Raw genomic sequence first — 23883 nt, 5'->3', positions numbered from 1 at the left:
GTCATTGTCAATCCATCCGCCGTTAGGCATGCGCCGAACATTGTCTGGTCGCAGGGTCGGCCGCGTGCGTGAGGTGGCATGAAGCCTGTTTCGGTGCTCGTCGTCATCGTCAACTATCGCACGCCCGTGATGGCCGTGGACGCGGCTGGCGCGTTGGCTGCGGAAGTGATGGCGCGGGGCGACGTCCATGTCGCGATCGTCGACAATCAGTCGGGCGACGGCTCCGCCGAAACGATCGCGGCCGCGATCGCGGCGCGTGGCTATGATAGCTGGTGCTCGCTGATCAGCGAAGACAGGAATGGCGGCTTCGCGGCGGGCAACAATGCCGGACTGCGCTGGTATCATGAGCGGACCGGAGGCTATCCGGAATATGCCTGGCTGCTCAATCCCGATACGATCGCCGAAGCCGGTGCGCTCGGCGCGCTCGTGGATTTTCTCGAGATCAACCCGACGGTCGGCATCGTCGGCAGCCGCTGCCTCGAGCGCGACGGCACGGTCTGGCCGAGCGCGTTTCGTTTCATGGACGTGCGCAGCGAACTCGACGGTGCGATCAATTTCGGGCCGGTGACCCGGCTGCTCGGCAATCCCGTCATCGCGCCGCGGCCGACCGATGAACCGATGCAGGCACAATGGGTAAGCGGCACCAGCATGATGGTCCGCCGGTTGGTGATCGAACGGATCGGGCTGATGGACGAAGGCTATTTCCTCTATTTCGAGGAAACCGATTATTGCGCCCGCGCCCGCGACGCCGGCTTCGATATCTGGACGGTGCCGGCCAGCCGTGTCGTCCATATCGGCGGCCAGGCAACCGGCGTGACGGGAGAGGCCCGTGCCGTGAAACGGCGCCCACGCTACTGGTTCGCGTCGCGTGCGCGCTTCTTCCTGCACGCCCACGGCCTGGCGTGCACCCATCTGGCCAATCTGATGTGGCTGCTGGGCTATCCGCTGGGGCGGCTCATCGCTTGGGCCCGGGGCCGGACGCGCGACGATCCGCCCCGTCTTTGGCTTGACTTCCTCCACGCTTATTATGGGCACGGCGGGATCATGTATCGGCCGACCGATCGTGCGCGAACCATGGGCGTGGGGAATGGCTGAGCTTCCTGTACATCCTTCGAGCGACCCTGCCGTGCGCCCGCAAAGCGACCTCGACCTGGGTCGCCTCGATCATAATCCGCCGGGGCTATCCTTGCGCGCGCTCATCGCGGAAGACTTTGCGACGCACGACCGCGACCCGTTCAGCCAGGGCTTCTGGGCGATTGCGGTGCATCGCTTCGGCAACTGGCGGATGGGCGTGCGCGTCGGCATCCTGCGGGCGCCTTTATCGTTTCTTTACCGCGTCTTGGCCAAGGCCAACGAATGGTTTGGCGGTATCGACATCAAATATACCGTCAAGGTCGGGCGCCGGGTGCGCATCTGGCATCATGGCGGGATGACGCTGGAGGCGCTGGAAATCGGCGACGATGTCCATATCCGTCAGAACGTGACGTTCGGGCTGCGGCAGCATGGCGATGCGCGCTGGTTGAAACCGGTGATCGGCCCTGGCTGCCAGATCGGTGCGGGCGCCGTCATCGTCGGCCCGATCGTCGTCGGCGAGCGATCGACCATCGGCGCCAACGTGGTGCTGGCGCAAGATGTGCCGCCGCATAGCATCGTGACCGTTCCCAAACCGCTGATCCGGACGCTTCGCCGCGCATGAACCTTTCGATTCGCCGATTGAAGCAGGCCGCCACCGGCGGCGCGGCAAGCGTTGCTGCCAGCGCCATTGCCAACAACGTGCTGCGCATCTTCAGCAACATCACCTTGACCCGGCTGCTCGATCCCGAAGCCTTCGGCATCGTCAGCATCATCGTCTCGGTATCGACGATGCTGGTGCTGATTTCCGACGTCGGGCTCTTCGACTTCATCGTCCAGCACAAGGAGGGCGACGAGAAACGCTTCCAGGACCAGATCTGGACGATCAGGCTCGCCCGCGGCGCGATGCTCGCCGCGGCGATGGCGCTGCTGTCCCATCCCATCGCCCTGGCGCTGGGCAAGCCGGTGCTGGGCCCTGTTATCGCCGTCTGGAGCCTGTCCTTCGTGCTCGATGGCCTGTCATCGCTGAGCTTCGCTGTGGCAGTCCGCAACCAGCAATTCTGGCGGCTGAGCATGATGGAACTGGCCGCCAACGTCGCCACGCTGCTCATGTCGGTGACGGCTGCATTCCTGACGCACAGCTATTGGTCGATGATCGCGGGCATGACCACGGGCGCCCTGACCAAGACGATCTTGTCCTACGTGATGTTTCCGCAATCGCGGCGACGCTGGCATTTCGATTTCACCCGATCCCGCGAGCTGTGGGGCTTTTCGCGCTACATTGCGATGTCGAGCATTCTGACCTTGATCGTGATGCAATCGGACAAGCTTGTGCTGGCGCGCGTGATGCCGCTGGCGGCCTACGGCTTTTATGGAATCGCGTCGCAGCTGGCCGCGGCCCCGGCCGGGCTCGCAGGCCCCTACTCATCCCGCGTGCTCCTGTCGGCCTATGCCCAGGCAGCGCGGGCCGGCAGGGAAAAGCTGCGCGAGATCTACTATGTGCGGCGGCGCAAGGTTGCGCTGCTCTACATGTTCAGCGTGGGCGGGATGATCGGCGGTGCGCCGCTGCTCGTCGCCATCCTCTACCAGCCGCGCTACAATGCGGTGACGCCCTATCTGCAGCTGCTGCTGATCGCGACCGCGCTGCGCATGCCCAATTTTAGCGCGAAATGGGCGCTGATCGCGCTGGGTCGCACGCGCGCGACCTTCTTCTGCAATCTATGCTCGGGCCTGTGGTTGCTGATCGGCGGCGGGATCAGCCTGTGGCTCGGCAATATCATGCTGCTGGTAGCGGTGGTCGGGACAGCCGAGGTCCCAAGCCTGTTCTGCTATTGGTGGAACCTTCAGCGCGAAGGATTGCTGGATTTCCGTTCCGAAGCGTTCGAACTCGGCAGCGTCGGCGCGGGAGCGGGGGTCGGCTGGGCGGCGGCGACGGCCACCCTCCACCTTTTCCCGCACATCTGAGCCGCTACCACCATTCGCCCGGCCGTGCGGTGAAGCCCGCACGCTGCTCGATCGCGAGCCCGGCATCGAGCACACCCTGTTCGTCGAGCGGCCGGCCGATGATCTGCAGGCCCAGCGGCAGGCCAGCCGAATCGAGCCCACCCGGCACCGACATCGCCGGCAGGCCGGCAAGGCTGGACGGCACGGTGAAGACGTCGTTCAGATACATGGCCAGCGGATCGGCGGATTTCTCGCCGAGCGCGAATGCCGACGAAGGCGCGGTCGGGGTGAGCAGCAGATCGCATTTCTCGAATGCCTGCTGAAAATCGCGCACGATCAAAGCGCGGACCTTCTGCGCCTTCGTGTAATAAGCGTCGTAGAAGCCTGCCGACAGCACATAGGTGCCGATCAGGATGCGGCGCTTGACCTCGGGCCCGAAGCCATCGGCGCGGGTGGCGGCGTACATATCCTGCAGGCTCGCACCGTCGGGCAGATCGCGCAGCCCGTAGCGGACACCATCATAGCGCGCGAGGTTGGACGACGCTTCGGCCGGCGCGATGATGTAATAGGTCGGCAGCGCATATTTCGTATGCGGCAGCGAGACCTCGATCACCTCGGCGCCGGCATCCTTCGCCATGGCGATGCCGCGTTCCCACAAGGCCTCGATCTCGCGCGGCATATTGTCGACGCGATATTCTTTCGGAATGCCGATCGTCTTGCCCTTGAGATCGGGCGAGAGATTGTCCTCCCAGGCAGGGACATCGAGCTTGAGCGAAGTCGCATCCTTCGCATCGAAGCCGCTCATCGCCTCGAGCAGGATCGCGCAATCCTTGACGTCGCGCGCCATCGCGCCGGCCTGATCGAGGCTCGAGGCGAAGGCGATCACGCCCCAGCGCGAGCAGCGGCCATAGGTCGGCTTGATCCCTGAAATACCGGTGAAGGCCGCCGGCTGGCGGATCGAGCCGCCGGTATCGGTGCCGGTCGCGCCGGGGACGATCCGCGCCGCGATCGCCGACGAACTGCCGCCCGAAGAGCCACCCGGTGCGAGCGGCGCATTGCCGCCGTCGTTGCGCCGCCAGGGCGAAATGACGTTGCCGAAGAAGCTGGTCTCGTTCGACGACCCCATCGCGAACTGATCGAGGTTGAGCTTGCCGAGCATACCCGCACCCGCGAGAAACAGCCGCTCGGTCACGGTCGATTCGTAGGTCGGCACGAAGCTTTCGAGCATGTGGCTCGCAGCGGTGGTCTGGACGTCGTCTGTGCAGAACAGATCCTTGATGCCGAGCGGCACGCCCGACAGCGGCCGCACCGACCCTTCGCTCCGCTCCTGATCGGCGGCATCGGCCGCCGCTAACGCATGCTCGGGCGTCTCGGTGATGAAGGCGTTGAGCGCGCGTGCGGAGGCGACTGCGTCGTTGAACGCCTCCGCCGCCTCGCGCGCGGTGAAATCGCCCGCGCGGAAACCATCGCGGATGTCGGCAATGCCGAGATCGGTAATATCGGTCATTCGATCACCTTGGGCACGGCGTAGAAACCGTGTTCGGCCTGGGGCGCATTGGCGAGCACGTCATCGCGGATGTCGCCATCGGTCACGACATCATCACGCAGGCGCAATTTGTTGGGGATGACGGCGGCGAGCGGCTCGACCCCGTCGGTATCGACCTCGCCCAATTGCTCGACCCAGCCGAGAATATTGTTGAGCTCCCCCGTCATCGCCGCGACTTCCTGTTCGGTCACGGCGATCCGGGCGAGGCTGGCGATCTTGCGGACAGCTTTTTCGTCTACGGACATAGCCCGGCGGCTAGCGAGCCCGAGGCCATTAGGCAACATCCGCCGCCGAACGATTGTCGGGCACGGACCTTTTGGCGGCCGGGCCGGTTCTGCCTGCGCAACAATAAGGAAGCGCAGGATGAAACTGACGAGCCTTTCCCTTCTCGCGACGGCACTGGCAGGAACGATCGCTTTGGCCCCCCCGCCGCAGCGCAGGAGCGTCATGTCGAAGTGTCGCGCACGACGACGACGACCCACGTGGTCGATCGTCGCCCGCAGGTGAACCATCGCCGCCACAAGGTTTGCAGCACCCGCTGGGTGCACCATCGCAAGGTTCGCCGCTGCACTTGGCGCTGAGCGAAACGCCCTCTCCCCTTCAGGGGGAGAGGGCTTATTCAGGCTGCGTTTGCCGCGCCCAGGAGCGCCCTGACGGAGGCTGTCGCAACGTCAGTGTCCACACCGACGCCGAAAAGCGTCCGCCCGTCTTCGGTGCGCGCCTCGACATAGGCGGCCGCCTGCACGCCGCCGCCCTGGCCGATCGCATGCTCGCTGTAATCGACGATATCGAGCGTGATGCCGAAGCCCTCCTTCAACGCCGAGAGCACGCTCGAGAGCAGGCCGTTGCCGCGGCCCGAAACCGACTTCTCCTCGCCGGCATGGCGCACGCGGCCGGTGAAGATGCGGTCGCTGCCCGAATGGCCTTCCGAATAGCTGACCAGTTCGAAAGACTGCGGCCCCACCAGCCGGTAATGCTGCTGGAAGCGGCCCCAGATATCGGCAGCGTTCAGTTCGCGGCTGGTCTCGTCGGCGAGCGCCTGGACCGAGCGGCTGAAATCGGCCTGCATCCGCTTGGGCAGCTTGAATCCCTTGTCCTGCTCCAGCACCCAGGCGACCCCGCCCTTGCCCGACTGCGAATTGACGCGGATCACCGCTTCGTAATCGCGCCCCAGATCCTTGGGATCGATCGGCAGGTAAGGCACGTCCCACAGCTGATCGTTGCGCTGCTCCTGCGCGGCGAAGCCCTTCTTGATCGCGTCCTGGTGCGATCCCGAGAAGGCGGTGAACACCAATTCGCCCGCATAAGGCGTGCGCGGGTGGACCGCGATGTTGGTGCAATAGGTCACCGTGTTGACGATCTCGTCGATGTCCGAGAAGTCGAGGCCGGGATCGATGCCCTGCGTGTAAAGATTGAGCGCGACCGTCACGAGATCGCAATTGCCCGTGCGCTCCCCATTGCCGAGCAGACAGCCCTCGACGCGATCGGCCCCCGCCATCAGCCCCAGTTCGGCTGCGGCAACGCCGGTGCCGCGATCGTTATGCGTGTGCAGCGAGATCACAACCGAATCGCGGTTGGGGATGTTGCGGCAGAAATATTCGATCTGATCGGCATAGACGTTGGGCGTCGCCGCCTCGACCGTCGCCGGCAGGTTGAGGATCAAAGGCTTTTCGGGCGTGGGGCGCAGCACGTCCATCACCGCCTCGCAAACCTCCAGGCTGAAATCGAGTTCGGCGGTGGAGAAGGTTTCCGGGCTATATTCGAACGCCCAGTCGGTGCCGGGCCGCTTGGCGGCTTCGTCGCGCAGGATGCTGGCGCCCGTGGTGGCAATGTCGCGCACCTGATCGCGCGTCATATCGAACACGATCCGGCGCCAGGCCGGCGAGACCGCATTGTAGAGATGGACGATCCCGCGCGGCGCACCCTCCAGGCTCTGGAAGGTCCGCTCGATCAGATCGCGGCGCGACTGGGTCAGGACCTGAACCGTGACGTCGTCGGGGATGCGTCCGTTGCGGACCAGCCCGGAGATGAAATCGAATTCGGTGGCGCCGGCCGCGGGAAAGCCGACCTCGATCTCCTTCAGCCCGATCTTGACGAGCAGGTCGAAGAAGCGGGTCTTCTTCTCCTCGTCCATCGGATCGATCAGCGCTTGATTACCGTCGCGCATGTCGGTCGACAGCCAGCGCGGCGCCTTGGTGATCGTGCGCGACGGCCATTGGCGATCGGGCAAGGCGATCTGCGGGAAGGGGCGGTATTTGACGGAAGGATCGGCAAGCATGGTCATGAGCGGTCTCGTGCTGAAAAGGCGTCAAAGCGCGCTGGCTGGCGGCGCTGCGGCGGTCCCTTAGGCGGTGAGCGGCGGCCGATCCCGGCCACGAACGATCGACGCGCCTAAGGGCGCGTAAGTCGAAGCACAAGAAGGTCGCAACACGACGGCATGGCGGCGCGCATAGAGGAGCGGCGCCCTGACGTCCACCCTGCTTGATCCAAATCCCCCACAACCGGAGCAGGAATTTAGGACAGCTGTTTCCTTGTGCGGGAATCGCTCTAGGATCGCTTCGGGTCGGCATAAGAAAGGGACGTCATGAGGCTTGGGACGCGGCTAGCAGCGACTTTCCTGCTCGGCATCATGGCCAGCCTGCCGGCCCCCGCCGCGATTCCCCCGAGCGATATTCCGGCAGGCTTCGTGCCAGTCGCGCCGCAGACCGACTTCATCCTGCGTGAGGTGATGATCCCGATGCGCGACGGGGTGAAGCTGCACACGATCATCGCCATGCCGAAGACCATGACGGGTGCGCCGATTTTGCTGACGCGCACCCCTTACGGCATCGATGGCGCCTTCAAACGCAACGCGCGATCGATCACCGAAACGCTGTCGGGCATGTATCGCGAGCTCAGCCAGGCGGGCTACATCCTGGTCGGGCAGGACATTCGCGGGCGCTATGGCTCGGAGGGCGATTATCGCCTGCTGCGCCCGCGCGCCGGCACGCCGCTCAATCCGACCAAGGTCGACGAGAGCACCGATGCCTGGGATACGATCGACTGGCTGGTGAAGAACGTGCCGCAATCGAACGGCCGCGTCGGCGTGTTCGGCGGCAGCTATGGCGGCTTCACCACATTGATGGCCGAGATGGATCCGCACCCGGCACTGAAGGCAGCGGTACCGTTCAACTCGGTGGTGGACGTTTGGACCGGCGACGATCTGTTCCACCATGGCGCGTTCCGCCAGACCTATCTCGACTGGGTCTATTCGCTGGTGAGCGACAAGAGCAGCGCCTTGCCCTGGCCCGAGCCGCGCTACGACGCGTACGAGACCTGGCTGGGGGGATCGGCCGGCGCGGTGGCAAGCGCGCAGGGGATGGACAAGCTCCCCTTCTGGCAGCGCGTGATCGAGCATCCGGCGTATGACAGCTATTGGCAGGATCAGGCGATCGACCGGCTGCTCAAGGACACGCCGCTGACCGTGCCGACACTGAACATACACAGCCAATGGGATCAGGAGGATATTTACGGCCCGATCGCGGCGTATCGCGCGATCGAGGCCAAGGACAAGGCGAACGACCTCAACTTCCTCGTCATCGGCCCATGGAAGCATGGTGGCGGCGTCGGCAATGGCAGCGAATTGGGCGCGATCAAGTTCGGGTCGGACACCGGCTACGCCTTCCGCCACGATGTGATGATCCCGTTCCTCGATCGCTATCTGAAGGACGGCGCGCCCAAGGCAGAAATCGCGCCGGTCACGGTGTTCGAAACCGGCACCAACGTCTGGCGTCATTATGCCAGCTGGCCGCAATCCTGTGCGCAGGGCTGTACTGCGCCGTCTCAGGCGCTCTACCTGCAGCCCGGCAAGCGACTGGCTTTCGCGAGCCCGCCGTCGGGTGGCGCGGCGTTCGACGAATATGTCTCCGATCCGGCCAAGCCGGTCACCTATCGCCCGCGCCCGATCCGGCCGACCTATTCCTCCAATTCGACCTGGGGACGATGGCTGGTCGACGACCAGCGCTTCGCCGCCGACCGGCCCGACGTGCTGACCTACACTACGCCGGTTCTGACCGCGCCGGTCCACATTGCCGGCCAGACGATCGCCCACCTGATCGCATCGACGAGCGGGCGCGACAGCGACTGGGTGGTCAAGCTGATAGACGTCTATCCGGATTATGTGCCGACCCAGCCCGAGCTCGGCGGCTATGAGTTGCCGGTCACGATGGATATCATGCGTGGTCGCTATCGCGACGATCCGGCCAAACCGACGCCGATCCCATCGAACGTCGCGACCAAATTCACCTTGCCGCTGCCTTATGCCGACCACGTCTTCCTGCCCGGCCACCGAATCATGGTGCAGATCCAGTCGAGCTGGTTCCCGCTCTACGACCGCAACCCGCAAAGCTGGGTCGACAACATCTTCCTCGCCAAGCCGGCCGATTATGTGAAGGCGACCCAGCGCGTGTTCCACGCGCCCGGGCAGGCGAGTTATGTGGAATTGCCGGTCGTGCCGTAGCCAAATTCCTCCCACGATTCGTGGGGAGGATCTTCAGGCCAGCGCCGCTACGGTCGTTTCGATCAAGGCAGAATTGCCGGCAGCGATCACCCGGCCATCGCTCGACGCATCGAGCGGCCGGCCTTGCCAATCGGTCATCCGCCCGCCGGCGCCTTCGACCACCGGCACCAGTGCCGCATAATCATAGAGCTTGAGCCCGGCTTCGACCACCAGATCGAGATGTCCCGACGCGAGCAGGCCGTAATTGTGGCAGTCCCCGCCCCAGAGCGTATCGCGCGCCTCACGACGCAGGCGTTCGAAGGCCACACCGTCCTCGCCGACGAAGTAAGTCGGCCCGGTCGTGGCAAGATGCGCCTGCGCCAGCGTTGCACAGGCACGGCTGTGCGCTACCGCGCCGTTAAGCGTCGTCGGCACTCCGGCCGCCCCGAGCCAACGATCGCGCGCGATCGGCTGGTCGATCACCCCAAGCACCGGACGCCCCTCTTCAAGCAGCGCAATCAGCGTTCCGAACAGCGGCCGCCCCGCCAGAAACGCGCGGGTGCCGTCGATCGGATCGATTACCCAGACGCGCGGCGCATCGGGGCGGTCGGCGCCATATTCCTCGCCGATGACGCCGTCGTCGGGGCGCAGCTTCGCCAGGATCGCGCGGATCGCACTTTCGGATGCGCGATCGGCCTGCGTGACCGGGCTCTGATCGGGCTTGGTTTCGATCGTGAAACGCGCGCGGTAGAAGGGCCGGATCGCATCGCCGGCGGCATCGGCCAGCGCGCCGGCAAGGGCCACATCGTCTTCGGTCATTCGAGTGTCTTGCCTGCCGTTTCGCGATAGCCGACCAACATGATCACGAACGCCATGCCCGACACCGCCACCGTGTACCAGAGGCCAGCGAACGGATCGCCCGTCTTGGCGACGATGTACTGGAAGATGAAGGGCAGGAACCCGCCGAAATAGCCCGAGCCAATGTGATAGGGAATTGAGAGAGAGGTGTAGCGCACGCGCGCCGGGAACAGCTCGACCAGCAGTGCGCCTGCGGGGCCGTAGGTCATGCCCGAGATGATGCCGAGGACCATGATCCCCAACACGACCTTGAGCGCGCTCCCGAGAGGCGGGGTGACCTTCCGGTTCGAATATCCCGCTTTGCCGAGTGCGGCCTCCAGGGCTTTGTCATCGGCGGGATCGACGCTGGTGCCGCCGACGGTGACGATCGGGGCAAGTCCGGGCGCACCTGCGACCTTGGTATAGGCGACACCCCGCTTCGATAGCGCATCGAGTGCCTGACCGCACAAGGTCGGCTGCTTGCCGGTGGCGAAGGGATCGAAGCGGCAATCGCTGCCGCGTACCACGACCGGCGCGCTCGCGACCGCCTGGGACTGGGGTGGATTGCCCGCGGCAGCGACCCAGTGGAAAAGCGGAAACAACAGCAGCACGGCCAGCAGATTACCGATCAGGATCGGTGGCTTGCGCCCGATCCTGTCAGACAGCCAGCCGAAGAAGACATACCAGAACAGGCTGATCGCCGCGGTCGCGCCCACGATCAGGCGCGCCGGGGTGTCGTCGATCCGCACCGCGTTCTGGACGAAGTAGAGCGACTGGAATTGCGCAGTGTAATAGGTGACGGTCAGCCCCGCCGAGACGCCGAACAGGGCGACGGCGACCTTGCCCCACTTGGCCCAGGTGTCGAAGCTCTCGCGCAGCGGGTTTTTCGCAATCTCGCCCTGCTCCTGCATCGCGCGGAAGACCGGGCTTTCGTGGAGCAGCAGGCGCACCCATAGCGAGACGCCGAGCAAGACCAGGCTGAACAGGAACGGCACGCGCCAGCCCCAATCGGCCCAGGCATCTTTCGAGATGAAGAGATTGGCGGCGACCACCACGCACAGGCTGAGCAGGAAGCCGCCCGCCGAAGCCGCGTTGATGAAGCTGGTGTAGAAACCGCGTTTCTCGGGCGGTGAATGCTCGGCGACATAGACCGCCGCCCCGCCATATTCGCCACCGAGCGCAAGCCCCTGGATCACGCGCAGGCCGAGCAGCAGGAACGAGGCGGTGATGCCGATCTGCTGATAGGTCGGCAGCAGGCCGACGCCAGCGGTGGCACCGCCCATCGCCGCGACGGTGATGAGGAAGGTGTATTTGCGCCCCAACCGATCACCGAGCACCCCGAACAGGATTGCACCGATCGGCCGCATGCCGAACCCGATCCCGAAGGTGCCGAGCGCGATCAGCAGCGAGACCGAGGCATTCCCCGACGGAAAGAAATGCTGCCCGATGATCGTGGCGAGCGTCCCGTAGACGAAGAAATCATACCATTCGAAAACGGTGCCGAGCGTCGAGGCGATGATCACCAGACGCACCGACGATTGCTTATGCTGACGCGTCTCAGCCACCCCCGAAATCCCCTCAATCCCGTCGTTCAGTTCGAGCGTAAGACCCGCACCGCTTTGTTATTGCCGAGATACATCACATAGCCACCCAGGCTCGCGCGCTTGATCTTGATCGTCGCGCCGACTTTCGGCGGGAACGGCAGCGCCGAATCGGTCGTGCGCCAAAGCCCGCCCGAGGCAATGCGTATGCCCCAATTGTCGTAGCCGTAAGACGTCACCGAGGTGATGGTCGATTCAACCTCGTCGACCTGGATGGGCTGAGCCCTGGCGGCTGGACTTTTCGGCAGCGGCTGGGTGCCGCCGAAGCCGAAATTGGCTTTCACCTGCTCGCGATCCATCACGACGACGCTGCGATCGATCACCGATTGCTGGAGCCTGTCGAGCGCAGCATCGTAACAGAGTGCACGCGTCTTCGGATCGGGTATGGGGCGACAGGCCACCAGGGGGGCCAACGCCCGATCGGACGGACGCCCCTTGTCCTCGGCCAGCGCCGGGCCGCCGAGCAGCAACGCCAAAGCTATCCCCGCGTACGCATGTTTCGCCAAAGCCCGTCCTCCCGTTGCCACCAGCAGCATAGCCGCACACGTCGTCGCAACATAGCGCCATCCCGCGGCGGGAATAGTCCGCCCCGTCAGGGCCTGACCTCGCCCGGATGGTTCCGGCCATCGAACGGCACGATCGCCACCTGCAATCCATGGCCTTCGTCGAGGCAACGCAGGTTGATGCTTACGCCGTCGGGGTGCGAACGCGGCTTATAGAAGCTCTTGATGCCGCACTGACTGCAGAATATGTGCCGCGCCGCCCCCGTGCCGAAGCGATAAGTCGTCGTATCGCGACGCCCTTCGATCAGGCGAAAGTGCTTCTCCGGCACGATCAAATGCAAGTAGCCGGTCATGCTGCAGATCGAGCAATCGCATGCCAGCACTTCGGCCGGCCCATCGGGCAGATCCGCCTCGAACCGGACGAGCCCGCAATGGCATCCCCCCTCCACCGTCTGCGTCATCAGAATAATCGCCCTCCGTCGGGTACCCGCAGATCGGGCGCGAACAGCACGACTTCGCCATCGCCGTCGGGGAAGCCCAACGTCAACACCTCCGACATGAACTTGCCGATCTGACGCGGCGGAAAGTTGACCACCGCGGCAACCTGACGGCCGACCAGATCCTCCGCGCGATAATGGCGGGTGATCTGCGCGCTGGATCGCTTGGTGCCGATCGCCGGGCCGAAATCGATCGTCAGCTTGAGCGCCGGTTTGCGCGCCTCGGGAAACGGATCGACCGCGACGATCGTGCCGATGCGGATATCGACCTTCAGGAAATCGTCGAAGGCGATCGGATCCGCCGCGCCGCTGGCGGGATCGTGGACGAGGTGCATCAGGCGATCTCGAGCGCCAGCGCTGTCGCCTCACCCCCGCCGATGCAGAGCGCCGCCACGCCGCGCTTTAGCCCGCGCGCCTTCAACGCCGCGATCAGGGTCGCAACGATGCGCGCACCCGATGCCCCGATCGGATGGCCGAGTGCGGTCGCGCCGCCATTGACGTTGACCTTGCCGTGCGGGAGCCCGAGTTCCTGCATCGCGATCATCGTGACGGTGGCGAACGCCTCGTTGACCTCGAACAGATCGACATCGTCGACCGACCAGCCTGCCTTCTTGAGCACCTTGCGAATGGCGGGAACGGGGGCGGTGGTGAAGCGTGCGGGTTCGTGCGCATGCGCGGCGGTCGCGATGATCCGCGCCTCGATCGCCAAGCCCTTCTCTTTCGCGACGCTCTCGCGCGCCAGTACCAAAGCGGCCGCGCCGTCGGAAATCGACGAGGCGTTGGCAGCGGTGATCGTACCATCCTTGCTGAAGGCGGGCTTGAGCGTCGGGATCTTGTCGGGCCGCGCCTTGCCCGGCTGCTCGTCCAGTTCGACCAGCACGTCGCCGCCGCGTGCCTTGACCGTCACCGGAACCACCTCGCCGGCAAAGGCGCCGCTCGCGATTGCCTGGTTGGCGCGGGCGAGGCTTTCGATCGCAAAGGCATCCTGCGCTTCGCGCGTGAATTGATATTCGGCGGCGGTCGCCTCCGCGAAGACACCCATCGCCTTGCCCGGTTCATAGGCATCCTCGAGCCCGTCGAGCATCATCGAATCCATGACCCGATCATGGCCGATACGCGCGCCGGCGCGATGCTTGGCCATAAGATAAGGCGCGTTGGACATGCTCTCCATGCCACCGGCAACGGCGACATCGATCGCGCCGGCCTTCAGCGCTTCTTCCGCCATGATGGCCGCCTGCATGCCCGATCCGCACATCTTGTTGACCGTGGTCGCCTCGACCGAGAGCGGTAGACCCGCGCCGAGCGCCGCCTGTCGCGCCGGCGCCTGGCCAAGCCCGGCAGGCAATACGCAGCCCATATAGATGCGCTCGATATCGGCGGGTGCGACGCCCGCACGCTCGACCGCCGCCTTCACCGCCGTCGCGCCCAACACAGTAGCACTGACGCCCGACAAGCCGCCCATGAATCCGCCCATCGGCGTGCGTGCATAGCTGCAGATCACCACGGGGTCGTCGCTCATTTCAGTCTCCGTACGGCCGTCCTGGGGGCACGCTTTGCAGCGATATAGGGGTGCGTGCACGATCCGTCAGCAGTGCCTTGGCGGCTTTCCCGAATCGGCGTACAATCGTGACCGCGATCGCCCCCCTATAAGGCGACGCAGGAGAGCATGCTCATGGCTATGAACCCGCCTGCCGATCCGCAGCCGCGCTGGGCCGACAACAGCAATAGCTGGCCCGCTTTGGCGGCGATGCTGGCGCCGAGCGCGGGATGCGACTGTCAGATGCTGGCGATCATGATTGCGGACAGTTTCGAGTTGGCATCGAAGGATATGCCAAAGCCCGCGCCGACGGTCACGGGACACTGAGCTCGGCTCAAGTGCGGCGATCGCAGGTTCGAAATCCCGTCACGCCCTCCGGATCGCGCGTTGTGCGATCGGCCGAATAGCATTGATTGTCATGCCACGGGTTCGTCGTCACGCGCCGAGCTCAGCGTGACCACGCCGTTGCCGGAGCAAATTTGGCGCGATCGCGGGGCGGCCTATAATGGACGCTCTCTTTTCAACTCACGTTCGTGGCGATCCACGCAAGATATTCGGCCGATCCGCCGATATTTATCGTCACGATCTCCGGCAGATCATAACTGTGCAGCGCCTTGATCCTGGCCTCTACCCGATCGGCGCAATCAGCGCTGGTCTTGATGTGGAGCCGCTGTTCGGGCGCATGCTCCACCTCGCCCCGCCAGCGATACCAGCTCCCGATTTCCGAGATCTGGACGCACGCGGCCAATCGCTCGTCGACCAGTGCGCGGGCAATTGCTTCGGCCTCCCCGATCGTCCCGGTGGTGCAGAGGATCAGCACCACCCCGGTCATGCCGGTTCGAGGACCTGTTTGAGGGGGATTGCGGGATCCGCCAGCCGGGCGGGATCGGGCCGCGCACCTTCCAGGACGAGCGCGCGACCCTGAACATAATCCTTGGTCGCGTTGACGCAGTCCAGGGCGAGCACCCGGCCATCCTTCAGGTAGACGACCGAGAAGCTGCGCGTTGCAGGGTCGCCGCGCACGATCGCCTCATCGAAGCCGATCGAGAGGCCTACCGTCTGGAGACGGAGGTCATATTGGTTCGACCAGAACCAGGGGACGGCGTCGTAATCGACCGGATTGCCCGTGATCGCCCTGGCGACGGTGGTCGCCTGATCGTTGGCGTTCTGGACCGATTCGAGCCGAATCTGCGCCCCTGCGGCGAAGCGATTGGCGTGTAGCGCGCAATCGCCGATCGCGAAGATGTCGGGCAGGCTGGTGCGACATTGCGCATCGACCGCGACACCGTTGCCGCCCTCGGCCCCTGCCGCGATCAGCGGCTGGACTGCGGGGATGATGCCGATGCCGACGATCACCATCTGAGCGGGCAGGACTTCGCCATCGGCCAGACGCACGCCGACCGCGCGGCCGTCCTGCTCCACGATGCAATCGACCCGCGCATTGAGGCGGACATCGACGCCGTGCGCGCGATGCTCGGCCTCGTAGAAGCGCGACAACGGTTCGCCGGCGACACGGGCGAGGACGCGATCGAGCGCTTCGAGCACCGTGACCTTCTTGCCGAACTTGGCGAGAACGGCCGCCGCTTCCAGCCCGATATAGCCGCCACCGATCACCACCGCATGGGTGACGCCCGCCATTTCAGCCCTCATCCGATCGGCATCCGCCCGGGTGCGGACGGTATGGACGCCGACGAGATCGTGGCCGGCGCAGGTAAGCCGGCGGGGCGCGCCGCCGGTCGCCCAGATCAGGTATGTGTAGCCGATCGTCGTACCGTCATCGGTGGTTACCCGATGAGCCTGAGGTTCGACCGCAACGACGCGGCGACTCGTCAGCATCGCCACGTCGCGTTCACCCCAGAAGGCCGGCGGACGGATCAGGATGCGTTCGAACGTCTTGTCGCCAGCGAGATAATCCTTGCTGAGCGGCGGTCGTTCGTAGGGGAGTTCGGGTTCATCGCCGACGATCGCGATCGATCCGGTAAACTTGTTCTGGCGCAGCGCGATCGCCGCCTGCGCACCGCCATGGCCAGCGCCGACAATCAGGACATCGTAGCGATCAGACATCAGCCTCCCCTCGTTCCCTCCCCGACGATCCCGACGGATCGGCCCGGCCTTATGACATCACCTATCCTGCATCGACTTGGCTGATCACGCACGGAAAGGTGTGCTGGCAGGATTTATCAGCCGGCATCCGAATGGCCGACTTCATCCACCGTGTTGAAGTCGGTCGCACGATTGTCGGAACCGGGAGGCCCGTCGTGGCGAAGAATGTGGATCGCCTCGCGCGCGATCGGATCGAGCCCCTCGCCGCCCGCATCGAACCGCGCGAAGATCATCGATTTCATCCGCGGGTCCCAGAAAGCGTGAATATGGTCGGCGGTCTCCACCGCTGCCTTTTCCACGCCCATCGTCGCGAGATTTTTCGCAATCTGGTTGGCCATGTAAACGAGCCGTTCGATCGAATTCATTCCGCAGCGACCGCCTCGATCCGCCGCGAACGACGGGCCAGTTCCTCATAGGCCTCCTGCCACTTGGTCGGTCCATTGGACGGCGTGACCTGGACGGCGGTGACCTTATATTCGGGGCAGTTGGTGGCCCAATCCGAATATTCGGTCGTGACCACATTGGCCTGCGTGTCGGGATGGTGGAAGGTGGTATACACCACGCCCGGCGCCACCCGATCGGTAACCTTGGTCCGCAGCGTCGTCTCGCCCGCGCGCGATGCCAGACGGACCCAGTCGCCCGTCTTCAACCCACGGTTTTCGGCATCGTGCGGATGGATTTCCAGCAGGTCTTCCGGATGCCAGGCGACATTTTCGGTCCGCCGCGTCTGTGCGCCGACATTATAGTGGCTGAGGATACGCCCGGTCGTCAGCAACAGCGGAAAGCGCGGGCCGGTCTTTTCGTCGGTCGGCACATAATCGGTGACGACGAACTTGCCCTTGCCGCGCACGAACGCCTCCATGTGCATGGTCGGCGTGCCCTCCGGCGCGGTATCGGTCGCGGGCCATTGCAGCGAACCACGCGCGTCGAGCGTATCGTAGCTCACGCGCTTGAAGGTCGGGGTCAGCGCCGCAATCTCGTCCATGATCTCGGAGGGATGGGCGTAATGCCAGCCCAGCCCCATCGCATTGGCGACCAGCTGGACGATCTCCCAATCGGCATAACCGTTCATCGGCTCCATCACGCGGCGGACGCGCTGGATGCGGCGCTCGGCATTGGTGAAGGTTCCGTCCTTCTCGAGGAAGGTCGAGCCCGGCAGGAAGATGTGGGCGTAATTGGCGGTTTCGTTGAGGAACAGATCCTGCACGACGACGCATTCCATCGCCGCGAGGCCGGCGGCGACATGCTTGGTGTCGGGATCGGACTGGAGGATATCCTCGCCCTGCACGAACAGCCCCTTGAAGACGCCGTCGACGGCGGCGTCGAGCATGTTGGGAATGCGCAGACCCGGCTCGCTATCCAGCGGCACACCCCAAGCCTTTTCGAACATTTCGCGGGTGGCGTTGTCCGAAACGTGGCGATAGCCCGAAAATTCGTGGGGGAACGAGCCCATGTCGCACGCGCCCTGGACGTTGTTCTGCCCGCGCAGCGGGTTCACGCCGACCCCGGGGCGGCCGACATTGCCGGTGACCATCGCGAGGTTGGCGATCGCCATCACGGTCGAAGAGCCCTGGCTATGCTCGGTTACGCCGAGGCCATAATAGATCGCGCCATTGCCCCCGGTGGCATAGAGCCGCGCCGCCGCCCGAACGTCCTCCGGCGACACGCCGAGCAGCTGCTCGACGGCTTCGGGCGACTTCTTGGGATCGGACACGAACGCCGCCCAATCCTGATATTCGTCCCAGTCGCAGCGCTCGCGGATATAGGTTTCGTTGGCGAGCCCTTCGGTCACGATCACGTGGGCGATTGCGGTCAGCAAGGCGACGTTGGTGCCGGGGCGGAGCGGGAGATGGTGCTGCGCCTCGATGTGCGGCGACTTGACCAGATCGGTGCGGCGCGGATCGGCGACGATCAGCTTGGCGCCCTCGCGCAACCGCTGCTTCATGCGGCTGGCGAACACCGGATGGCCGTCGGTCGGGTTGGCGCCGATCACAAAGATCACGTCGGAAAACTGAACGCTGTCGAAATCCTGCGTGCCGGCCGACGTCCCGAAGGTCGTCTTGAGGCCATAGCCGGTCGGTGAGTGGCAGACGCGCGCGCAGGTATCGACATTGTTGTTGCCGAAACCCTGGCGGATCATCTTCTGGACGAGGAACGTCTCCTCGTTGGTGCAGCGCGAGGAGGTGATGCCACCGACCGAGCGGGTGCCATATTTGTCCTGCAGCCGCTTGAACTCGCTGGCGGTGTAGGCGATCGCCTCGTCCCAGCTGACTTCGCGCCACGGCTGATCGATCGACTCGCGGATCATCGGGTTGAGGATACGCTCCTTATGATGCGCATAGCCCCAGGCGAAGCGGCCCTTGACGCAGCTATGCCCGCGATTGGCCTTGCCGTCCTTCCACGGCACCATCCGCACCAGTTCCTCGCCGCGCATCTCGGCGCGGAAGGTGCAGCCGACGCCGCAATAAGCGCAGGTGGTGATGACCGCGCGATCGGGGGTACCGATCTCGGCGACCTTCTTCTCCTGCAACGTTGAGGTCGGGCAGGCCTGGACGCAGGCGCCGCACGACACGCATTCGGACGAGAGGAAATTCTCGTTCTGCGACGGCGAAATCTTCGACGCGAAGCCGCGCCCGTCGATCGTCAGCGCGAACGTTCCCTGCACCTCGTCGCAGGCGCGCACGCAGCGCGAGCACACGATGCACTTGGTCGGGTCGAAATCGAAATAGGGGTTGGAAACGTCTTTTTCCTGGGCAAGGTGATTGTCGCCCTCATAGCCGTAGCGCACTTCGCGCAGGCCGACCGCGCCCGCCATGTCCTGCAGTTCGCAATCGCCATTGGCGGGGCAGGTCAGGCAATCGAGCGGGTGATCGGAGATGTAGAGCTCCATCACGCCCCGGCGGAGCTTCTTGAGCTTCGGCGTCTGGGTCTGGACCGTCATGCCGTTCATCACCTGCGTGGTGCACGAGGCAGGATAGCCTGCGCGCCCTTCGATCTCGACGAGGCAGAGGCGGCATGAGCCGAACGCCTCGAGATTGTCGGTCGCGCATAATTTCGGGATGGTCGTGCCCATCAGGGCCGCGGCCCGCATTACCGACGTGCCCTCGGGCACCGTCACGCTCTCGCCATCGATGGTGAGCGTCACCATCGACATCGCCTGCGCCGGCGGTGCCTTGGTGCCGAGATCCACTTCACCGAGCCATGCCATTGTAAGCTACTCCGCCGCTTCGGCCGGCCTGGGTGTCAGGCCGAAGTCTTCCGGGAAAAAGTCCAGCGCGCTGAGCACCGGATAGGGGGTGAACCCGCCGAGCGCGCAGAGCGAACCGTATTTCATCGTATCGCACAGATCGCGGAGGATTTCGACCTCTTGCGCGACCGATCGCCTGCCGCCCTTGGCGTTGCGGATCTGGGGCAGTGCCTCGACGCTGTCGGTGCCGCGCTTGCCGCCGGCGATGATGCGATCCATCGTCTCGACCCCGCGCGTCGAGCCGATACGGCAAGGCGTACATTTGCCGCAGCTTTCGACGGAGCAGAATTCCATCGCGAAGCGCGCCATATGCGCCATGTCGGCGGTATCGTCGAAGACCGTGATGCCGGCATGGCCGATCAGCCCGCCATTCTGGGCGAACGTCTCGTAATCGAACGGCATGTGGAACATCGAGGGCGGGAAATAGGCGCCGAGCGGCCCGCCGACCTGCACCGCCTTGACCGGGCGCCCGCTCTCGGTACCGCCGCCGATCTCGTCGACCAGCTCGCCGAGCGTAATGCCGAAGCCGATCTCGAACAGGCCGCCATTCTTGATATTGCCGGCAAGCTGGACCGGCATCGTCCCGCGCGATCGACCGAAGCCGACATCGGCATATTTCTGTGCGCCCTCGGCCATGATGAACGGCACGGCGGCGAGCGAGAGGACGTTGTTGATGACCGTCGGCTTGCCGAACAGGCCGACATGCGCCGGCAACGGCGGCTTCGCGCGTACCTGCCCACGCTTGCCCTCGATCGAGTCGAGCAGAGCCGTCTCCTCGCCGCAGACATAGGCGCCGGCGCCGGTGCGGACCTCGAGCGCGAAGGGGGCTACAATATGCGCCGAGCGGCGGATCGCCGCCTCCATCTTGGCGATGGCATGGGGATATTCGGAGCGGATATAGATGTAACCGGATGCGGCGCCGACGGCGTGGCCCGCGATCGCCATGCCCTCGATCAGGCAATAGGGATCGCCCTCCATCAGCATGCGATCGGCAAAGGTGCCGCTGTCGCCCTCGTCGGCATTGCAGACGATGAACTTCTCGGGCCCCTTGGCATCGAGCACGGTCTGCCACTTGATGCCCGTCGGGAAGCCCGCACCGCCACGCCCGCGCAGCCCGGAAGCCTTGACCTGCGCCACGACATCATTGGATGCCATCGCGCGCGCCGCCTCGAGGCCCTTCCAGCCGCCATGCGCGGCATAGTCCGTGAGGCTCAGCGGATCGGTGATACCGACCCGCGCGAAGGTGAAGCGCTGCTGCTTGGTGAAAAAAGGCAGCGCGCCGACATCGCCGAGGGCGTTGGCGTGGGTACCGTCCAGCACCGCCACAACATCGTCGGGCGTAACCGGGCCGAAGCCGACACGGCCGGCCTCGCTGTCGATCTCGACCAACGGTTCGATCGGGAACAGCCCGCGCGATCCGGTGCGGACCACCTCGCAGCCCGCCGCTTCGAATGCCGCCGCGACCTTGTCCGCACCGAGCGCGATCGATGCCATGTCATCGGAGATGTAAACGCGTTTAATCTCCCTCTCCCCTTCAGGGGAGAGGGTCGGGGAGAGGGGACTGTCCGAAAAACCGGCGGAGCGCTCGTGGCTGGGGACTCCCCCTCTCCCAACCCTCTCCCCTGAAGGGGAGAGGGCTTCCAGGATTGCGTCGGGAGTTGCATCCGCCAGAGGCACACCATCGACCAAGGCGCTGGGACCATTGGCGCACAGGCCGAGGCAATAGATCGCCTCCAGCGTGACCTCGCGATCCGCGCGGGTCTCGCCCATCGGCACGCCGAGACGATCGGCGACGGCAATCTCATTGGCGGCGCCACCGCGCGCCTGGCACGCCTCGGCGCGGCACAATTTGACCATGTGGCGCCCGGCCGGGGCGCGGCGGAAATCGTGATAGAAGGTCAGCACACCGTGGACGTCGGCGCGGCTGAGGTTGAGCCCCTCGGCCACGAACGGGACGGCGGCGTCGGGCACATAGCCGAGCTCGTCACGTATGGCGTGGAGCAGAGGCAGGAGCGCCCCGCGCTCGCTTCTGTGACGGGCAACGAGACGTTCGACGTCGGCAATCTGCTGTTGGGTCAGCGGGGTGTTATCGACCGAAGCGCTCATGCCAGGCGCTCTTTATGCCAGTGGAGTTGATCGGCCATGAATGTCGATATGAAATAATAAGAGTGATCATAACCCGGCTGGAGCCGCAGGGTCAGATCGATGCCGGCCTTCTCGCACGCCGCCTTCAGCAGTTCGGGCTTGAGCTGGCCCTCGAGGAACGAGTTTGCCGCGCCCTGATCGACGAGCAGAGCGGGCACGCGCGCGCCATCCTCGATCAGCGCGACCGCATCATGCTTGCGCCACGCCGACTGATCGCCGCCCAGATAGCCGGGCAGCGCCTTCTGCCCCCACGGCACCTGCGACGGCGCGACGATCGGCGCGAAGGCCGAGACCGCCTTGTAGCGATCGGGGAAGGTCAGACCGATCGTGAGCGCGCCATGGCCGCCCATCGAATGGCCCATGATCGACTGGCGATCGGTATCGATCGGAAACTCGGCCGCGACCAGCGTGGGCAGCTCTTCGGTCACGTAGCTCCACATGCGATAATTCTTCGCGAACGGCTCGACCGTAGCATCGACATAAAAGCCGGCGCCGAGGCCGAAATCATAGGCCGCGGCGGCATCGTCGGGAACACCGTCGCCGCGCGGGCTGGTGTCGGGCGCGACGAAGATCAGGCCGAGTTCGGCGCAGGCACGCCGGAACTCGCCCTTTTCGGTGACATTGGCATGGGTGCAGGTGAGCCCGGAAAGATACCAGACGACCGGCAATTTCGCGCCCGCTTCATGCGCGGGCACGAAAACCGAGAAGGTCATATCGGTGCCGGTGACGGCCGAAGCGTGCTTGTACACGCCCTGGACGCCCCCGAAGGCCTTGTTGGTCGATACGGTTTCCAGGCTCATCGTCACCCGATCAATGCGACATGTTGAAGCAGCAGATCTTGTTGCCGTCCGGGTCGCGCAGATAGGCGCCACGCGGATTGCCGGGCGCTGCGGCGCGCGGCCCCGGGCCGCCGTCGCACGTCCCGCCGTTGGCGACGCCGGCGGCATGCCACGCATCGACCTGCTCATCGCTGGAAGCTGCGAAGCCCAAGGTACCGCCATTGGCGAAGGTCGCGGCCTCGCCGTTCAGCGGCGCACCGACGATGAAGGTGCCATGCCCGCTATTGTAACCGAGCTTGCCGCTTTCGGGCGGGAAGAAGTTGCTGTGGCCGAGCGCGGCCATCGTCGCGTCGTAGAATTTGCGCGATTTCTCGACGTCGTTCGAACCCAAAAATGCGTGCGTGAACATGAGCTTGCCCTCTCCCTTAGTAAACCACGACGCTGCGGATGGACTCGCCCGCATGCATCAGATCGAAACCCTTGTTGATCTCTTCCAGCGACAGAACGTGGGTGATCATCGGATCGATCTCGATCTTGCCGCTCATGTACCAGTCGACGATCTTCGGCACATCGGTGCGGCCCTTGGCGCCGCCGAACGCAGTGCCGCGCCAGTTGCGCCCGGTGACGAGCTGGAACGGCCGCGTGCTGATCTCCTTGCCTGCTTCGGCCACGCCGATGATGATCGATGTGCCCCAGCCGCGATGGCAGGCTTCGAGCGCGGTACGCATCACTTCGGTGTTGCCGGTGCAGTCGAACGTATAGTCGGCACCGCCATCGGTGAGCGCGAGGATCTCGGCGATCGTCGCCGCGCGATCCTTGCCGCGGCCGTCGATGAAATCGGTCATGCCGAAGCGGCGGCCCCATTCCTCGCGATCGGGGTTGATGTCGACACCGATGATCTTGTTGGCGCCCGCCATCTTCGCGCCCTGCAGCACGTTGAGGCCGATGCCGCCGAGGCCAAACACGACGATATTGTCGCCGACCTGGACCTTGGCGGTGTTGACCACCGCGCCGACGCCGGTGGTGACACCGCAACCGACATAGCAGGCCGAGTTGAACGGCGCGTCTTCGCGAATCTTGGCGACGGCGATCTCGGGCAGGACGGTGAAGTTGGAGAAGGTCGAGCAGCCCATATAATGGAAGATCGTCTCGCCCTTGTAGCTGAAGCGGCTGGTGCCGTCCGGCATCAGGCCCTTGCCCTGGGTGGCGCGGATCGCGGTGCAGAGGTTGGTCTTGCCGCTGAGGCACGACTTACACTGGCGGCATTCGGGGGTGTAGAGCGGGATGACGTGATCGCCCGGCTTCACGCTGGTGACGCCCGCACCAACTTCGCGGACGATACCCGCACCCTCATGGCCCAGCACCGAGGGAAACAGGCCCTCCGAATCGAGCCCATCGAGCGTGTAGGCATCGGTGTGGCAGATGCCGGTCGCCATGATCTCGACGAGGACTTCGCCCGCCTTCGGGCCTTCAAGGTCGAGTTCGACGATCTCGAGCGGCTTTTTGGCTTCGAACGCGACGGCGGCGCGGGTCTTCATGGGTGGCTCCTCCTCCCGAAAGGCTTTGCGCGCTCTTAGGCGCGCTTCCCCCAAATCG

The 23883-nt window shown here is 64.8% G+C and carries 22 protein-coding genes and 1 pseudogene; 5 read left to right on the top strand and 18 right to left on the bottom strand.

Features of this window, described 5'->3' with window-relative positions; genetic code table 11:
* Positions 1–78 precede the first annotated feature (78 nt).
* Genes AB4Z44_RS19635 through AB4Z44_RS19625 form a run of 3 tightly spaced genes read left to right on the top strand, consistent with a single transcriptional unit; the run spans position 79 to position 3036 of the window.
* A complete protein-coding gene (locus AB4Z44_RS19635) occupies positions 79–1095 on the top strand; it encodes a glycosyltransferase family 2 protein (protein WP_404711338.1) in 1017 nt (338 codons plus the stop codon).
* Positions 1088–1696: a serine O-acetyltransferase gene (locus AB4Z44_RS19630; protein WP_404711337.1), complete on the top strand. Its 609-nt coding sequence runs from the start codon at positions 1088–1090 to the stop codon at positions 1694–1696. The genes AB4Z44_RS19635 and AB4Z44_RS19630 overlap by 8 nt, the downstream gene beginning before the upstream one ends.
* Entirely contained in the window at positions 1693–3036 is a 1344-nt protein-coding gene (locus tag AB4Z44_RS19625) for an oligosaccharide flippase family protein (protein ID WP_404711336.1), read from the top strand. Before AB4Z44_RS19630 ends, AB4Z44_RS19625 begins: the two co-directional genes overlap by 4 nt.
* 4 nt (positions 3037–3040) lie before the next feature.
* On the opposite strand, the gene gatA is transcribed toward AB4Z44_RS19625, so the two are convergent.
* The 3 genes from gatA to leuA all read right to left on the bottom strand — a co-directional run bounded on the left by gatA (position 3041) and on the right by leuA (position 6839).
* On the bottom strand, positions 3041–4522 hold the full coding sequence (gene gatA / locus AB4Z44_RS19620; RefSeq protein ID WP_404711335.1) for an Asp-tRNA(Asn)/Glu-tRNA(Gln) amidotransferase subunit GatA: 1482 nt from the start codon (positions 4520–4522) through the stop codon (positions 3041–3043).
* Positions 4519–4806, bottom strand: a complete 288-nt coding sequence (gene gatC, locus AB4Z44_RS19615) for an Asp-tRNA(Asn)/Glu-tRNA(Gln) amidotransferase subunit GatC (RefSeq protein ID WP_404711334.1) — start codon at positions 4804–4806, stop codon at positions 4519–4521. The genes gatA and gatC overlap by 4 nt, the downstream gene beginning before the upstream one ends.
* 374 nt (positions 4807–5180) lie before the next feature.
* Complete coding sequence (gene leuA, locus AB4Z44_RS19610; protein WP_404714294.1) at positions 5181–6839, bottom strand: 2-isopropylmalate synthase; 1659 nt, start codon at positions 6837–6839, stop codon at positions 5181–5183.
* 306 nt (positions 6840–7145) lie between these two features.
* On the opposite strand from leuA, the gene AB4Z44_RS19605 reads away from it, so the two are divergent.
* Positions 7146–9059, top strand: a complete 1914-nt coding sequence (locus tag AB4Z44_RS19605; protein WP_404711333.1) for a CocE/NonD family hydrolase — start codon at positions 7146–7148, stop codon at positions 9057–9059.
* Between the two features lie 33 nt (positions 9060–9092).
* On the opposite strand, the gene hisN is transcribed toward AB4Z44_RS19605, so the two are convergent.
* The 6 genes from hisN to AB4Z44_RS19575 form a co-directional block, all read right to left on the bottom strand.
* A complete protein-coding gene (gene hisN, locus AB4Z44_RS19600) occupies positions 9093–9857 on the bottom strand; it encodes a histidinol-phosphatase (protein ID WP_404711332.1) in 765 nt (254 codons plus the stop codon).
* Entirely contained in the window at positions 9854–11440 is a 1587-nt protein-coding gene (locus AB4Z44_RS19595; RefSeq protein ID WP_404711331.1) for an MFS transporter, read from the bottom strand. The genes hisN and AB4Z44_RS19595 overlap by 4 nt, the downstream gene beginning before the upstream one ends.
* Positions 11441–11466: 26 nt before the next feature.
* Positions 11467–11982, bottom strand: a complete 516-nt coding sequence (locus tag AB4Z44_RS19590; RefSeq protein ID WP_404711330.1) for a hypothetical protein — start codon at positions 11980–11982, stop codon at positions 11467–11469.
* A gap of 86 nt (positions 11983–12068) precedes the next feature.
* On the bottom strand, positions 12069–12440 hold the full coding sequence (locus tag AB4Z44_RS19585) for a GFA family protein (protein ID WP_404711329.1): 372 nt from the start codon (positions 12438–12440) through the stop codon (positions 12069–12071).
* Positions 12440–12811, bottom strand: a complete 372-nt coding sequence (locus AB4Z44_RS19580; protein WP_404711328.1) for a tRNA-binding protein — start codon at positions 12809–12811, stop codon at positions 12440–12442. Before AB4Z44_RS19580 ends, AB4Z44_RS19585 begins: the two co-directional genes overlap by 1 nt.
* Positions 12811–13995: an acetyl-CoA C-acyltransferase gene (locus AB4Z44_RS19575; RefSeq protein WP_404711327.1), complete on the bottom strand. Its 1185-nt coding sequence runs from the start codon at positions 13993–13995 to the stop codon at positions 12811–12813. The genes AB4Z44_RS19580 and AB4Z44_RS19575 overlap by 1 nt, the downstream gene beginning before the upstream one ends.
* 153 nt (positions 13996–14148) lie before the next feature.
* Between AB4Z44_RS19575 and AB4Z44_RS19570 the strand changes: the two genes are divergently transcribed.
* Entirely contained in the window at positions 14149–14340 is a 192-nt protein-coding gene (locus AB4Z44_RS19570; protein WP_404711326.1) for a hypothetical protein, read from the top strand.
* A 193-nt stretch (positions 14341–14533) separates the two neighbouring features.
* Here the strand turns inward: AB4Z44_RS19570 and cutA are convergent, their stop codons facing one another.
* The 9 genes and pseudogenes from cutA to AB4Z44_RS19525 form a co-directional block, all read right to left on the bottom strand.
* Entirely contained in the window at positions 14534–14845 is a 312-nt protein-coding gene (gene cutA / locus AB4Z44_RS19565) for a divalent-cation tolerance protein CutA (protein WP_404711325.1), read from the bottom strand.
* Positions 14842–16077 (bottom strand): NAD(P)/FAD-dependent oxidoreductase, encoded by a 1236-nt coding sequence (locus tag AB4Z44_RS19560; RefSeq protein ID WP_404711324.1) that lies wholly within the window; start codon positions 16075–16077, stop codon positions 14842–14844. Before AB4Z44_RS19560 ends, cutA begins: the two co-directional genes overlap by 4 nt.
* 116 nt (positions 16078–16193) lie before the next feature.
* Positions 16194–16481, bottom strand: a complete 288-nt coding sequence (locus tag AB4Z44_RS19555; RefSeq protein WP_404711323.1) for a formate dehydrogenase subunit delta — start codon at positions 16479–16481, stop codon at positions 16194–16196.
* Entirely contained in the window at positions 16478–19324 is a 2847-nt protein-coding gene (gene fdhF / locus AB4Z44_RS19550; RefSeq protein WP_404711322.1) for a formate dehydrogenase subunit alpha, read from the bottom strand. Before fdhF ends, AB4Z44_RS19555 begins: the two co-directional genes overlap by 4 nt.
* 6 nt (positions 19325–19330) lie before the next feature.
* The gene (locus tag AB4Z44_RS19545) at positions 19331–20884 is read right to left on the bottom strand and encodes an NADH-ubiquinone oxidoreductase-F iron-sulfur binding region domain-containing protein (protein ID WP_404714293.1); all 1554 of its coding nucleotides are present in this window, start codon (positions 20882–20884) and stop codon (positions 19331–19333) included.
* Between the two features lie 171 nt (positions 20885–21055).
* Positions 21056–21469, bottom strand: a pseudogene (locus tag AB4Z44_RS19540) (NAD(P)H-dependent oxidoreductase subunit E); the annotation flags it as partial.
* Positions 21466–22302: an S-formylglutathione hydrolase gene (gene fghA, locus AB4Z44_RS19535; RefSeq protein WP_404714292.1), complete on the bottom strand. Its 837-nt coding sequence runs from the start codon at positions 22300–22302 to the stop codon at positions 21466–21468. The pseudogene AB4Z44_RS19540 and the gene fghA, both read right to left, overlap by 4 nt.
* 16 nt (positions 22303–22318) lie before the next feature.
* Positions 22319–22696: a VOC family protein gene (locus AB4Z44_RS19530; RefSeq protein WP_404711321.1), complete on the bottom strand. Its 378-nt coding sequence runs from the start codon at positions 22694–22696 to the stop codon at positions 22319–22321.
* Between the two features lie 16 nt (positions 22697–22712).
* Entirely contained in the window at positions 22713–23825 is a 1113-nt protein-coding gene (locus AB4Z44_RS19525) for an S-(hydroxymethyl)glutathione dehydrogenase/class III alcohol dehydrogenase (protein WP_404711320.1), read from the bottom strand.
* Between the last annotated feature and the right edge of the window lie 58 nt (positions 23826–23883).

The sequence above is a fragment of the Sphingomonas sp. MMS24-J13 genome, from assembly GCF_044905095.1.
GTDB lineage: Bacteria > Pseudomonadota > Alphaproteobacteria > Sphingomonadales > Sphingomonadaceae > Sphingomonas_I.
This window is presented reverse-complemented; position numbering and strand designations above follow the sequence as displayed.